Annotated in this window: 7 protein-coding genes; 2 read left to right on the forward strand and 5 right to left on the reverse strand. The window is 52.1% G+C overall.

Annotated elements, in window-relative coordinates; translation table 11 throughout:
• Window positions 1–278: 278 nt before the first annotated feature.
• On the reverse strand, window positions 279–689 hold the full coding sequence (locus tag OO017_RS14345) for a response regulator (protein WP_266053244.1): 411 nt from the start codon (window positions 687–689) through the stop codon (window positions 279–281).
• A 12-nt stretch (window positions 690–701) separates the two neighbouring features.
• Window positions 702–4,028, reverse strand: coding sequence for a PAS domain S-box protein (locus OO017_RS14350; protein ID WP_266053245.1), 3,327 nt, complete (start codon window positions 4,026–4,028; stop codon window positions 702–704).
• A gap of 374 nt (window positions 4,029–4,402) precedes the next feature.
• Between OO017_RS14350 and OO017_RS14355 the strand changes: the two genes are divergently transcribed.
• Window positions 4,403–6,643, forward strand: coding sequence for a heavy metal translocating P-type ATPase (locus tag OO017_RS14355; RefSeq protein WP_266053246.1), 2,241 nt, complete (start codon window positions 4,403–4,405; stop codon window positions 6,641–6,643).
• Between the two features lie 32 nt (window positions 6,644–6,675).
• Window positions 6,676–6,885 (forward strand): heavy-metal-associated domain-containing protein, encoded by a 210-nt coding sequence (locus OO017_RS14360; RefSeq protein WP_266053247.1) that lies wholly within the window; start codon window positions 6,676–6,678, stop codon window positions 6,883–6,885.
• Window positions 6,886–6,935: 50 nt separating this feature from the next.
• On the opposite strand, the gene OO017_RS14365 is transcribed toward OO017_RS14360, so the two are convergent.
• The 3 genes from OO017_RS14365 to OO017_RS14375 form a co-directional block, all read right to left on the reverse strand.
• Window positions 6,936–7,319 (reverse strand): transmembrane 220 family protein, encoded by a 384-nt coding sequence (locus OO017_RS14365; RefSeq protein ID WP_266053248.1) that lies wholly within the window; start codon window positions 7,317–7,319, stop codon window positions 6,936–6,938.
• 133 nt (window positions 7,320–7,452) lie between these two features.
• Entirely contained in the window at window positions 7,453–8,475 is a 1,023-nt protein-coding gene (locus OO017_RS14370) for a PorP/SprF family type IX secretion system membrane protein (RefSeq protein WP_266053249.1), read from the reverse strand.
• 8 nt (window positions 8,476–8,483) lie between these two features.
• Complete coding sequence (locus OO017_RS14375; RefSeq protein ID WP_266053250.1) at window positions 8,484–14,336, reverse strand: T9SS type B sorting domain-containing protein; 5,853 nt, start codon at window positions 14,334–14,336, stop codon at window positions 8,484–8,486.
• Window positions 14,337–14,400 lie beyond the last annotated feature (64 nt).

Here is a 14,400-nt window from a genome sequence, read left to right on the forward strand (position 1 = left end):
TTAAATGGTTAGCCTCCTGTGTTATACTATATAGCTATATAGCTCCCAAGGAAGATATTTAACTTTACGCGCCCTATAAAGGATATGTTATGTATTATTTATTTTAAATATAAAATATATTCAGGAAAAGTAAATTTATTATTTTAATATTTATATTTTAATATATAGAGATTTTTCTCTTTCCTTAATACGGAGGTAAGGCATTTTAGGTGAGGGTGAGAATTAAAAAAGCCACTGTTTTGCAGTGGCTAAGTATAAAGTTATGAGCAGCGGGAAGGCTAGGAGACAATATAGTCTTCCCGGATCAGGTTCAGAATCTCGGGGGATAGCGGCTTTGAGAAGAAGTCGCGTACTTCAGCGTGTGTTTTGGCGCAGATAATATCCTCCCTGTCCACGGCCGAAGACAGCATAAACAGGCAGCACTTTCGGGTGGCAGCCTCGGGCAGCTTTCTGTATTCCTCCAGAAACCTCCAGCCATCCATGCCGGGCATGTTAATATCCAGGAATATAAGATCTGGAAAGTCCTCAGGACTCTCCTCTGCCACCTGCTTCAGGTTGTTTAGCGCGTCCTCAGCCCACTCAAAGCTTATTACCCGTTCCGCGAAGTTTTCACTTTTGATGATCGTCTCACACACAAAGTTATTGATCTGATCATCATCAATAAGAACTACCTTTTTTAACACATCCATTGACTAAGTCTGTTATATGTACACTTTAAATGTAGTGCCTTCTCCAACCTGGCTATCTACCTCAATTTTCCCTTCCAGAAGATCCACCTGAGTCTTTACCAGATGCAAACCTAAGCCTCTGCCCTCTACATGGTGATGGAAGCGTTTGTAGAGACCAAACAGGTTGCCTTTTTCTTTGGAAAGGTCTATGCCAAGGCCATTATCGGAAATTTTGATACAAATATAATCCTTTTGTTTATAACTCCTTATACTAATGTGCGGCTTCCTTTCAGGGGACCTGTACTTTAATGCATTTGTAACCAGATTTTGCAGGATACTGTGCACATAACTCCGAAGAGAAACGGTAGAAGGAACTTCGCTAAAGTCCCAATCAATGGTAGCCTTGGCGTTTTCTACTTCCATGGATATACTTTTGAGGATGTCCTTCAGCAGGTCCTGAAAAAAAATCTCCTCTGAAATATTCAGTATCTGCCCGCGCACCGTCAGGATATCGTTCAAGTCACGGATCGTGTTATCCAGGTGCTGTGCCGATCTGGCCAGGTTCTCGATAACATGCTTGTTCAGCGCCGCCTGCGGACGGTCACGGTCATAGATGGAGGTAAGACCCAGTATGTTGGCAATAGGGGCACGCAGGTTATGCGACACGATGTAGGCAAATTGCTGCAGGTTTTGGTTCTGAACCTGTAGTTGCTCGGTTAACACTGTACGCTTTGCTTCCACCATTTTGCGCTCGGTAATGTCCGCCACCGATCCGTCCACCCTGATCACGTCGCCATTCGCATTCAGCATAGGCGACAGGCGCAGCAGTACCCACTTAACTTTGCCGTCTCGGGCTAGAATGCGTGTTTCGTGCAGCACTTTTTGCCCCGTGAGCACTTGCTGCTTCAGCTTCTCCTGTAGCAGCGGCAGGTCATCCGGGTAGATGATGGCAGGCCACAGGTGGTCCTGCATAAACTCTTGCTCGGTGTACCCCGTGATTTCCCTGCATTGCGGGCTGATATAGAAGATCCGGAGCTGCGTGTCTGCTGAAAGTATGATTTCCGGTATGTTCTCGATAGTAGAAAGAAAACGGTCCTTTGTTTCACTAATCTCCTGCTCCTTCTCCTTCTGCTGTGTTATGTCTTGTGTTGTACCTATTATTCTCAGCACCTGGCCTTCATAGTTTACCACCGGCTCCATGATCTGGTGCAGGTACTTTTGCTTTCCGCTCTCCAATACCACACGATGCTCTGTCACGACCTTCCGCTTTGTCTCCACCACTTTTTTGTAATCCTCAAGCACCCGTTCCTTGTCGTCTGGGTGGAAGAAGGCTGACAGGTTGTTGAAGGTGGCCGTGAACGTTGCCGGGGAGAGCCCATAGATGGTATAAATATACTCTGAGAGAGTCAAGGTGTCCTTCTGCAGGTCGTACTCCCAGTTACCGATCTTAGCCAGGTTCTGTGCCCTGGTCAGTTTCATTTGGCTGTCTTTTATGGCTACCACCGTATTGCGCTGCTCCGAGATATCATGTATACTCAGGGCAACGGCAATTATTTCCTTTTCGTAGGTGAACACAGGCCTGAATGCTACCTCAAACCAAAGTCCGCTGTTGCCGGTTTCGTAGACAGTTGGCTTACCCTGCAGTGCACGCGCATGGCTTTCCCTTAAAATAACCTTCTGGTCCTCAGCTGTGTAGTGCAATATGCTTTGCCCTGCCTGCAGCTCGTTTAGTGCCAGTTCTCTTACCTCGGAGGCGGCTACTGCGTTGAATAGCAGGATGTTCATCTCTTTGTCGAGCAAGTAGATAGACTGGGATGAGCTGTCGAGGAGGGCGCGCAGGTTAGCTTCGCTTGTCACAAGCTTTGCCTGTGCTTCTTTCTGGTCTGTGATATCGATAAAAGTACCATTGTAGAGCAGGGTGCCGTCTTTTTGTAATGAAGGAAGGCCATGACCGCGTACCCAGGTCCATTTTCGCTGTTTCTTATTCCAGATCCTCAGGTCCTGCACCCAGGGCAGGATATTGCGGGTCGACTCCTCAATGCTTTTGCCTGCATCACCTATATCGTGAGGGTGTACCGCTTCAAAAAGTACGTTCGGGTTGTTATACACATCCTCCGGCGTTACCCCGAAAAGGCTATTTATACCATCGCTCAGGAAAGGGAATGCCATGTTTTTGCGGCTATCTACCTGAAACTGGTAAACGGCACCGGGTATGCTGGAGCTTATCTCGCGCAGTTGCTTCTCGCGCTTTGCCAACTGCTCTATAAATTCCTCCCGCTCCTGTATGTTCTCAGAAGTCACCAACCTTGGGTAAACACCATCTTTCTCCTGTATGGCATGCGAGCGGAGCTTCACCCGGAACACAGTGCCGTCTTTACGCTGGTGTAAAGCCCCATCGGTGGTTGCATCAGAGGCTTTATTCAGCTGCCTGAGGTGTTCTTTGGTCTTTTTCATCTCAGGTTGAGGCCTGATGTCCAGTACGGTCATCAGCAGAAACTCCTCGCGCGAGAAGCCATACTCTTGTATGGCAGCCTCATTTATTTCCAAAAACTTGAGGGAATGCTGGTCATACACCCACATTGGGATGGGGTTTCCGTCAAATAGCCGCTTAAAGTGCAGCTGGGCCTCCTCCAAGGTCGCCTGCAGCTGCTCCCGCTCTCTTACCTCCTTATTTAACCTCTGATTCTCGCGCTGCAGACGCTTTGTTATTCTGTTAAATGCAAATGCAGCCCATAGAATGAACGGGACAACCAGCAGGAGAAGGAAAAGGTATTCATCCACCAGGTTTGTGAAAGCCGGGAAGATACCGTTGGTATTCCTGCGGGCGGAGTTGGTCAGTTCGTTGTTGAGGCTGATAAGATTGGCCTGGTGCCGCAAGTAAAAGGGGGCTAGGTAAGCCGTAGTATAAGCCATTGCCGCCTCCTGCTGCTGCCCATAAGACAGCTGGAGCACACTATCTATATGGGTGTGGTAAGTTTTCAGGTCATCGCTCAGGCTATGGAGTCTATGAAGTTGTTCCGGTCGCCTCAGAAGCTGGTGCAGCTCACCAATAATGACCTCATTCGCTTTGAAGGCCCTTGCAAGCTCCTTTCTTACACTATCCTGGGCGGCGGTGGTGCTGGCCAGCACATGCGCCCTTAGCAGGTTACGGGAGAGCTCCTTGTTCTCGAAAAGTTGGTTTACCAGTTCCAGCTGCTTAAAATTACGCTGTACGCTTGTGTTGTACTTGTCCTGTACCTCCCTGGCCTGTACATAAAAAAATACACAAACCAGCAGTATGGCTGCCAGCATACTTAAGAAGGAGATTCCAATGTACCGTATGATGCGCTCATACCCCTGATTTATCTTCTTCTCTGTCATAGGTGGGCTTCCTGGTCTGGCAAGGTGTATACGGCTGGCTTAACCGGGGTAAAAAACGTCTCTTATAGATTTATTTTAACTGGATATTGAATTCTTAATCCTCTAAAAATAAAGACTGACAGATAAATAACAATATTAGTTCTGAGAAACCCTTATTATTTAATGTTTTTCCCCTTGAAGTATAATTGAACTATCCGCAAGGAAGGACACCTGTAAGGACGCTGCAAAATTCACCTTAACTGCACCTGTGGCACTCGGGAAGCAGGCCGCGTGAACCAAGGTTGTCTGTAAAACATATAACCCTTATCCGAAATTGTGTAAGACATAAGGGGCAAAGGCACCGTATCTTTGTATCAGATAAAACAATGAAAAAGATGGCAACCGTACAAAATAGAAAACTTACCAAAGCCTCCTTCCCGGTGGAGGGTATGACCTGCGCCTCCTGTGCCAACAGCATACAGAGCATGCTGATGGCGCGTGAGGGAGTAGCGGAGGCCAACGTGAACTTTGCCGGCAAAACCCTGCAGGTGGCCTACGATGAGAACGAGGTAACACCAGTTCAGCTGCGCGAAACAGTGCAGGAGATTGGCTTTGACATACTTGTTGAGCAAACAACACAGGAGGAACTGGAAGAGCGGCAGGCAAAAGCCCTGGCTAACCTGAAACGCAGAACCATTATTGCGGGTGTGCTGGCACTGCCGGTGTTTATACTTGGCATGTTCTTCCACGATACATTTATCTGGGGCAATTGGGCGATGCTTATACTTACTGCGCCGGTGCTGCTTTGGGCAGGGCAGCGATTTTTTGTGGGAGCCTGGGCACAGGCCAAGCATGGGCGCGCCAATATGGATACGCTGGTGGCGCTCAGCACGGGCATCGCCTTTGTATTCAGCGTCTTTAATACCGTGTACCCGGAGTTCTTCCTGAACCGTGGCCTGATGCCGCATGTGTACTATGAGGCTGTGGCCGTGATCATCGCGTTTATACTTCTGGGCAAGTACCTGGAGGAGGGCGCCAAAGACCGCAGCTCGTCGGCTATTAAAAAGCTGATGGGCCTGCAGCCGAAAACAGTGCGTGTGCTGCGCGATGGTACCGAGCTTCAAATCAAGATCGAGGAAGTACAGATAGGCGATAGGGTTGTGCTGCTGCCTGGTGAGCGCGTACCGGTGGACGGGGAAGTGGCCGCAGGCACTACTTACGTAGACGAAAGTATGCTGAGTGGCGAGCCGCTGCCAGTGCAGAAAAGACCGGGCGACGCCCTGTATGCCGGTACTATTAACCAGAAGGGCAGCGTGCAGGTAATTGCCCAGAAAACCGGTGGCGAGACCATGCTGGCGCACATTATTAAGCTGGTGCAGGAGGCGCAGGGCAGCAAGGCCCCGGTACAGAAGCTGGTGGATAAGATAGCGGGGATTTTTGTGCCGGTGGTGCTGGTGATTGCTGTACTTACCTTCGCTGCCTGGTTCGTCTTCGGCGGGCAGGCTTACCTGACGGAGGCGCTGCTGTCTACTATCTCGGTGCTGGTTATCGCCTGCCCTTGTGCGCTTGGTCTGGCCACGCCAACCGCCATTATGGTGGGTGTGGGCCGGGGCGCGGAAAACGGAATCCTAATAAAAGATGCCGAAAGCCTGGAGCACGCACATAAGGTAAACGCCGTTATACTGGATAAGACTGGAACCATCACGCTGGGTAAGCCCTCTGTAACGGATGTAGTGTGGGCGCTGGATACCACTGAGCAGGAGCAGCTCGAAACCTTGTTCTTCTCCATGGAGGCTCAGTCGGAGCACCCGATCGCGCAGGCCATCTACACCTTTTACAAAGAGAAAGGGCAAAGGGCCTTACAGCCAGACACGTTTAACAGCCTTACCGGGCTGGGTATTGAGGCAACATATCATAACACCCGCTACCTGGCCGGTAACGAGAAACTGCTACGCCAGCAAGGCGTAGAACTGCCGGAGCATTTGTTGCAGGCCGCAAGGCAGCTGCAGGAAGACGCTAAAACCGTTATCTTCTTTGCTAATGCCACCCAGGCACTGGCTGTGTTCGCTGTGAGCGATCCGATAAAGCCCGCTGCTGCCGAAGGTATAAAAGCCTTGCACGAGGCTGGGTTAGAAGTATACATGCTCACCGGTGATAACAGCCAGACTGCATCAGCCGTGGCGCGCCAGGTTGGGGTAGAGCATTACCAGGCAGAGTTGCTGCCTACTGATAAAGCGGACTTTGTGAAGAAGCTACAGGCGGAAGGCAAAGTAGTGGCCATGGTAGGCGATGGTATAAACGATGCACAGGCGCTTGCCACTGCCGATGTAAGTATAGCCATGGGCCAGGGCACTGATGTGGCCATGGAGGTGGCTGGCATCACGCTGATGCGCTCTGACCTCACACAGGTTGCCAGGGCCGTAAAACTGTCGCGGGCCACTGTGCAGACGATACACCAGAACCTGTTCTGGGCTTTTTTCTACAACGTGATCTGTATTCCGATAGCAGCTGGCGTCCTGTTCCCGTTCACGGGCTTCCTGCTGAACCCTATGATAGCGGGCGCTGCCATGGCCCTAAGCTCAGTATCGGTTGTGACCAACAGCCTGCGTTTAAGGTCTAAGAAGTTAAAAGTTTAATTAATATGTTAAATAAATAAATCGAGAATAGTATGGAAACCTATAAGTTTAAAACCAACATTAACTGCGGAAACTGTGTACGTGCCGTAACCCCTCACCTTAACAAACTGGAGGGTGTACAGGAGTGGAAAGTGGATACCGATAACCCGGACAAAGTGCTGGAGGTAAAAGCTGACTCCGCTGATGCTGCGACAATCAAAAGCACTGTGGAAAGAGCAGGCTTTGAGGCCGTGCAACTGTAGAGAAGTATAAAGTATAAGCAGGTGGGCTAGCGGATCTCAGATCGGTTAGCTCATTTTGTTTTCTGGTGTTGTGTCTGGGTGGAGGTGCGGCGAGACTTGTAATTGCCAGACAGGGCTAAACCAGCAAAAATGAGTGTAGCCAGGAACAAGCCAAGCGATTCCCGCGCCTCTTCAATGTTCTTGATATCGCCGCCGCCGATACTAACGCCTTCGAACCGTTCGGGCCACATGTAGATGCCGCCAACAGCAAAAAGCACAGCCGCTACCCAAAGCAACGGGGCAGGAGCTTTACCTGCCGCCGAAAGGAAACATAGCAGGGCTGCAGCGCCATAAATGATCATCCAAATCACAGGGTCAGGGTCATTGTACTGCACCACTACAAACGACAGAAACATCAGGCCAAAAAGAATGGCGGCAATTTTCTTTAACAGCATAGCAAAGTGATTTATGTATAGCCTTACTGCTGGAAAGATAGTAAAGTTTCGATTCTGTATCCACTGAAAAAGAAAAGGACAGCTAAGGTAGCTGCCCCATTTCTGTACTCTCAAACTAAACCATTATTTCATATTACCACGCCCATTCCGGGCAAATTATCTTGCGTGTATTGCGCAGCTTAAACCCGAGCACTACCTCATGGCTGCCTGCATTTGTGTGCCCCAGCGGCGAGGTGCCGGCGTCGTAGGAGTAAGCCAGGTCCAGCAGGGGGCTGATGTTGATGCCCGCCATGGCTGCCACAGATTCTTTGTGCCTGTAGGTGACACCGCCCCAGAGCCTGTCGCCGTACACCACTTTCATGGTAGCATCTACCGAGAGCGGGCTAGGCTGCGCCACCTTTACCATAACCGAGGGGATAAGTGAGATGTACGGCGCTACGTCAAGGCGGTAGCCGCCGGTAACATAGTAGTGCTGCTGCAGTGAGCCATCGTTGTCGGATGGCGTGTTATCCGCTAGGTACTGCCGCTTGCTCGGCACCAGCTGGGCACCCGCCACCCCGGCGTAGAAGTTGCGGGAGTACAGCCAGAGCCCCATGCCCAGGTCAAATTTCACCTCGTTCACGCGCCCGTCGTAGATGGCGGGGTCATGCAGGCTGTTGTTAGCTAGCTTTACGCGGGCTGGATCCAGGCTGTACTGGATAATACCGGGCTGCACGCCAGCCGAAACTTTTATCGTACGCGTGATAGGCTGGTGATAAGCATAGCTGGCCGAGACACTACCTCGCTTCAGCGGTCCCGTCTCTGTAGACATGGCCATCAGGCCAAACCCATGATGCGGACGGGAACGCCTGTAAATATTGGAAGGCTTCATACTTGACTCCTTGGCCATGCTGCGCCTGCTGCCGTAAGAGGGACTTGCCCCCGGCTTATTAATAGGCATGTGCAGTGTGGCATAGTAGGATTGGGGGGCTCCCTCCAGCCCCGACCATTGCTGGCGCGTTCCCAGTTTCAGGTCAGCATAATCCTCTATTCCCGTTATGGCGGGGTTGGCGAGGTAGTTATTCAGGGTATACTGCGTGTACTGCGGCCGCTGCTGGGCAAAAGCACTGCCAGCCGCCACCAGTAGCATCACTCCCAGGGCTAAAAGTTTGTTCATAGATTGGCTTATTTAACGATGGTTACACTGCCTGTCAGCGGCTTTTCATTCCGGTCTAACTTTATAATATAATAGTAAGTAGCCATTGGTAACGGATTGCCGTTCTGGCGCCCGTCCCAAGGTTGCTTGTATCCTTCTGAGCTGAATACCTGGTTGCCCCACTGGTTAAATATCTGCACCTTACAGTTGCTGTACTTGTCGATGTTCTCGATTTCCCAGGTATCGTTAATGCCATCCTGGTTAGGCGTAAAGGTATTCGGGATGTCAATGAACGGCAGCACCACCACCACCACCTCGTCAGAGAAAGTACAGCCGCCCTCGGTGGTAGCCGTAACTGTGTACACGGTGGTTTTCTCCGGTGTCAGCGTTGGGTTGGCTATACTCGGATTGTCCATTCCTACAGCAGGTGCCCAGCTGTAGGTCAGGCCACCGCTTGCCTGCAGTTGTACACCTCTTCCTTTCACCACCGTTACATCAGGGCCAGCGCTTAGTTCAGGCTCTGTTACGGTCACCGTTACCGGCAAGCGTTTGCTGGCGCAGCTCTGCACCTCCTGCACATAGAAGGTTGTGGTGTGGAGCAGTGCCTGCGTTTTAAAAGTGCTTCCGGTGCCAAGCGGTGATCCGCCTGCTGCACTGGCATACCACTCCAGCCTGCCGCCTTTGCCGGTGGCCGTAAGCGTAGTGCTGAGGCCAGCGCAGATGCTGGCTCCCTGTGCCGTTGGCATGTCAGGCAGCGGCGTTACTTTCACCTCCACAGCATTGCTTGTCAGGGAGCCGCAGGAGGCGGAGGTGACCACACGGCGGAACCAGGTATTCTCCTTAAGTGGGTATGGGGTATAGTCTTTTCTATCGTTCTGGCCCGGGGCTGGTGTGAAAATGCCGTTGCGGCTGTTGCTTTGCTCCCACAGGTAAGCCGGGTTGCCGCTACCGCCAGCTGGCTCAGAGCCAACTAAAGTAGCCGGGGCCTCACCGTAGCAAACCGTTTGCGTGCCCGATAGCACCACGTTGTTGCTCAACTCAGGTTTTACTGTGATAAGTATAGCATTACTGATGTCGGTATAAGCGCCGGAGGTAGCGATGCGGCGGAACCAGGTGTCCTGGCTTAACGGACCAGGCTGAAAGCTTTGGCCATCGTTTGGTGAGCCGTTGTAACCCTGCGCCGTCACAAAGCCGGATTTATCGCCTTTCACACTGCTTTCCCAGCGGTAGTTGAAGTTGCCTTCGCCGCCTTTGGGTAGCTCGCCCTCCAGCCGCTCCGGCACATTGCCGATACAGATGGTCTGGTCCGATTTGATGATGTTGTTGGCGATCTCCGCAATCACCGTGATCTGCACCTCATTCGACACCACCTCGCATCCACCGGATAGTACCACACGGCGGTACCAGGTGTCTTTATACAGGCCTCTCGGGAAAGTATAATCCGGGTTCTGGTTGTTGCCTTCGGCAGGATCGAAGTTTACCCCATCCGTGCTGAACTCCCAGCGATAGCTATACTTGCCGTTACCTCCTTTTAAAGGAGCCGTGTTCAGGCCTGTTAGCGGAGCGGGTTTGGTGCCTGCGTAGACGCTCTGTGATGCCTTGATGTTATAGTTCTCGATGATTGGGTTTACCGTAACCTTTACGGGCTCGGAGTAGCTGGTGCAGCCGCCTGACGTTACCTTGCGGCGGAACAGCGAGGTTTTGCTCAGGCTGCCTGGCTGGTAGCTGCCGTCGGCGCGGGTGTTGTTGCCCGGTGCCGGCATAAAGTTGGCATCGCCTTCAGATCTGTACTCCCAGGTATAGTTATACTTGCCTGCTTCGCCGCCCGTGGTAAGGGTGAGGCTGGTAAGTAGGGTAGGGGTGCCGCCCTGGCATACTTCCTGGTCGCCGGCGATCAGGTTCAGGAGCTTAGGGTTTACCGTTACCGTAATAGGGTCGCTGGTGCTCACGGCGCAGGAGCCTGAGATTACCACTCTTCTGAAGGTTGTTGTCTCTGTCAGGTTCTGGGCTGTCCAGTCTTGGGTGCTGTTACCGCGGCTGTTCGGTATCTCGCGGTACTCGCCGCCCGTTTTTTTAAACTCCCAGTAGAAAGTATAGCTTCCCGGTCCGAAACCGCCTTCCGGCGCCTGACCGATAAGTATGGCCGCGTCGCTTTCACAAACAGTTTGCGTGCCAGTGATAAGGTTTTTGCTGATCGGGGGCATCACCCTTACCATAACCGTGTTGCTGGTGCTGGCATTGCATGAGCCGGACTGCACCACGCGCTTGTACCAGGTGTTGGCGGTAAGCGGTGTCGTTGGCTTGTAGTTAGCCGAGTTGCTGTTCTCTATTTTCGTAAAGTTGGTGTTGTCGGAGCTCACATACCAGGTGTAAGTATAAGGCTCAGCGCCTCCTGCCAGTACGCCTTGTATCTCCTCGGGTGCCTGGCCAGAGCAGATGGCAGGTACCTCGCGCAGCTCATTCTTGGTGATAGCCGGAATCACATCCACCTTCACTGCCTCCGATGCCAGCATACAGCCATCTGAGTACACTATACGCTTAAACCAGGTCGGCAGGGCCAGCCCTTCCTGCGATTGGTATACTTTGCCCGTGGCTCCCTGGATGTTCGTGAAGGTGCTGCCATTGAGGCTACTCATCCATTGGTATGTATAAGTGCCTGCTCCGCTGCCGCCCACAGGCTCAGTGCCTGTAATGCTCAGTGGCGCGTTGGCGCATACTATTTCGGGGGCCGTAATGGTGTTATTATCAAGTTTAGGGTTAACCGTAACCAGCACCTGCGTGCGCGGGCCGGCACAGGTGCCGATCACGGCCTCCACATAGAAAGCAGAAGTTTGCTCCACGGTTGGCTCGTATACTTTATTGCCCTGGTTTACCAGCAGGTTTCCGCTTGCATCGTACCAGTTATACTTGCTGGCCGAGCCTTGTGCTACCAGTGTGGCTTTGCCTGCTCCACAGATATTGACTGGAGCCACTACAGGGGCAGCGATCTCCGGACGAACGATTACGGTAACGCGGGTGCGTGGACTGGCGCATTGGTTCTCGCCGATATACTCCGCAAAGAAATCTGTTGTCTTGGTTAGTTGCCCGGTTTCAAAGGCTGTTCCGGCTGGAGTGGTTCCCAGCAGCTTACCGCCTTTCAGTTGGTCGTACCAGTTGATGGAGCCAGTTTGTACTTCTGCCTGGAGTGTGGTGGCGGTGTTGAAGCAGATATCCTTTACTCCCGTAATAACAGGCGCATCAGGCAGCGGCTTAACCGTTACCTGCATCTGGTCTGTGGTGAAGCAGGTGCCGGTGTACACAGTATAAGTTAAAGTATAAGTACCCACTTCTGAGGGCGTGAACGTGCCATCCTCTGAAGCATACTTTGAACCGCTCCACTTGCCGCCTGCCGGGCTGGCACCAAGTATAAACTTGCCTGTATTCAGGCAGACCTCTACTTCCTTCTGCTCCACTGCGGCCTGCGCCACATCGGTCACGTTAACCGTCATCTGGTCAGAGTTGCTACAGCCTTTGGCATTGGTGTAAGTATAAATCAGCACAAAAGAACCTTTACCGTTTGGAATGAATTCTCCTTCAGTACTCACATGCGCACCGCTCCACACACCTCCCGCTGGACCTACCTGCAGCTGCAGTGGGGTAGGGTCGTCGCAGACGGTAAGGTCGGGTCCGGCGTTTACCTCCGGCAGTGGGTTAACGGTAACAGTTACGGTAGCAGTGCTGCTGCAGCCGGTGGCGCTGTTGTAGCCTGTCACCGTGTAAGTAGTGGTTTCGGCAGGGGAGGCGGTAATTTCTGCTCCCGAAGTCGAACTCAAGCCTATGGCCGGAGCCCAGGTGTAGGTATCGGCGCCGCTGGCAGAAAGTATAGCTGTGCCCTGGCTCTGGCATATTTCCTGTGCGTTAGCTGTCACCTGTACCTCCGGCAGCGGGTTCACCTCCAAAGTAAAGGTAGTGGTGCTGGTACAGCCTGTCTCCATGTTGGTGCCGGTGATGGTATAGGTCGTGGTCTCGGTTGGATTTGCGGTAACGGTGTTGCCGGTAGTGGCGCTCAGCCCGGTAGCCGGTGCCCAGGTATAGGTGTCCGCACCTTCCACACTGAGCGTGGTGCCGCCGCCGATACAGATGGCCGGTTCAGAGGATGTTACCTTTAGCTCTGGCAGCGGATTTATAACAATCTGCTGCGTTGCCGCCTCAGAAACTCCGCACTCATTTGTTGCAACCAAACTGACGGTGTACGTGCCCGCCTCGCTAAAATTTATACTTGGGTAAGCCGAACTGGCATCAGTTCCATCTGCAAATGTTACTGCACCCGGACCTGTAACAGACCAGTTATACTTACTAATGGTGCCTTGCTGTGCGTCATAAGCAGGTGCGTGGGCATTGTTTTTCGTTGTAAAGGAAATCGTCTGAGGGCCGCAGTATACTTGCAGGGGTGGCAGCTGCACCAGCGGTTTATCTTTTATGGTGATGGTTGTCTCCTTGAGCGATGTCTGGCAGCTGTTGCTGGCCGTCAGGCCGATGGTATAAGTGCCGGCTTTGTTAAACTGGAAAACCGCGTTTTTTGAGTTTGCGTCTGTGTCCTGCGTAAACACCCATCCCTCTGCCGGGCTAACCCGCCAGGTATAGGTAGCCTCAGCGCCTCTAGAAGTATTGGTTGCTTCAAAAATAGCCGGCACACATGTATTATCCCCGCTCAAACTGAAGTCGGCCACAGGGGCTTCTTCTATGGTAATGGTTTTCTCGATGCTGCTGGAGGTACACTTGGTATTGATGCCTGTCGGGGTGGCCGTGAGACGGATGGTATAGGTGCCGGGCTCGGTAAACTTCACCCAGGGGTTGTTCGTCTTGAAGTTGCCGGAGGTATACTCCCATCCCTGCGCCGGGGAAATCTCCCACTCCACCACATAGCTGGTAGGGCTTCCGCTGGTGGCATTGGCGTTAAAGCCCTCTATGGTTTTATCTGTCAGTTTTATAGCTGTGTTCAGGCAGGCTTTTCCAATTCCAAAATCCGCAATCGGGCCTTTAGATATTTTAATGCCGCCTACCGTGGCCGGAGTAGTGCCGCAGGGGTTAGTGGCCGTGGCGCTCAGAGTAAAGGCACGTCCCGGCATCTTCATGGACGACTCCGTGAACGTATGCTCAATAGTCTTCGGCAGGTTGGCGTGCGTAAACGTCATTGGAGCCGAGCCGTCATCAAACTGGAAAGTATAAACGGTCTGAGCTGAGTTGCCCTCTGTGTTCAGGATGTCGAAAGTGAAGGTGGCGGGGGCGCAATCGTTGGTGTTGCCGCGGCTGGCGAGGCCAAGGCTGGGGTTACTGCCAATAAACACGCGCTCCTCGTGCGTGTTGCTGCAGCCGTGAGCATCATAAGCGGTTACTGTCAGCTTAAAGCTGCCGCCTGACCTGTACGTATGGGAAGCGGTCTCAAACACTTTTCCGAAACTATCGCTAGTTCCGTCACCCCAGTTTACCTCATAGCGGGTGTTTGTGGCTTTGGTGATCGAGGCGTTTTCAATGGTCAGTTCAAATGTGGAGACATTGCCGGCATAGCTACAGGAGGTGAAGAACGTGATCGGGTCTGCTACCGTGGCGTCCGGACCATTAGTTACCGACATCTCCTCTGAGGTGGCCTCGCAACCATCGGCCTGTACGGTTTTTACGGTGTAGGTTCCGCTTTCCGTAACGGTTATACTTGGAGTAGTGGCTCCGTTAGACCAAAGGTAACTCTCAGCCTCGCTGGCCGAAAGTATAACCTGGCCTGAGGTACAAAGATTACCAGAGCTTGAAATAGATGGAGTACAAGTTTGGGCGTAGGTGTAGGTGGTAAAGGCACTCCAAAGCTGCAACAGTAGCAGGCATAAAATGCCTTGGGCAGGTAAACGCATATACTTTAGCTGTAGATATTCTTTATATAGTTCCTCTTTTGGTTTAACATCTGGTTGTAAACTC

It is taken from the genome of Pontibacter anaerobius, assembly GCF_026241195.1.
GTDB lineage: Bacteria > Bacteroidota > Bacteroidia > Cytophagales > Hymenobacteraceae > Pontibacter > Pontibacter anaerobius.

Bases quoted from the DNA above. Each gene is read 5' to 3' on its own strand.
- OO017_RS14350 (WP_266053245.1), bottom strand. From the start codon at position 4,028: ATGACAGAGAAGAAGATAAATCAGGGGTATGAGCGCATCATACGGTAC.
- OO017_RS14355 (WP_266053246.1), top strand. From the start codon at position 4,403: ATGGCAACCGTACAAAATAGAAAACTTACCAAAGCCTCCTTCCCGGTG.
- OO017_RS14370 (WP_266053249.1), bottom strand. From the start codon at position 8,475: ATGAACAAACTTTTAGCCCTGGGAGTGATGCTACTGGTGGCGGCTGGC.
- OO017_RS14360 (WP_266053247.1), top strand. From the start codon at position 6,676: ATGGAAACCTATAAGTTTAAAACCAACATTAACTGCGGAAACTGTGTA.
- OO017_RS14345 (WP_266053244.1), bottom strand. From the start codon at position 689: ATGGATGTGTTAAAAAAGGTAGTTCTTATTGATGATGATCAGATCAAT.
- OO017_RS14365 (WP_266053248.1), bottom strand. From the start codon at position 7,319: ATGCTGTTAAAGAAAATTGCCGCCATTCTTTTTGGCCTGATGTTTCTG.
- OO017_RS14375 (WP_266053250.1), bottom strand. From the start codon at position 14,336: ATGCGTTTACCTGCCCAAGGCATTTTATGCCTGCTACTGTTGCAGCTT.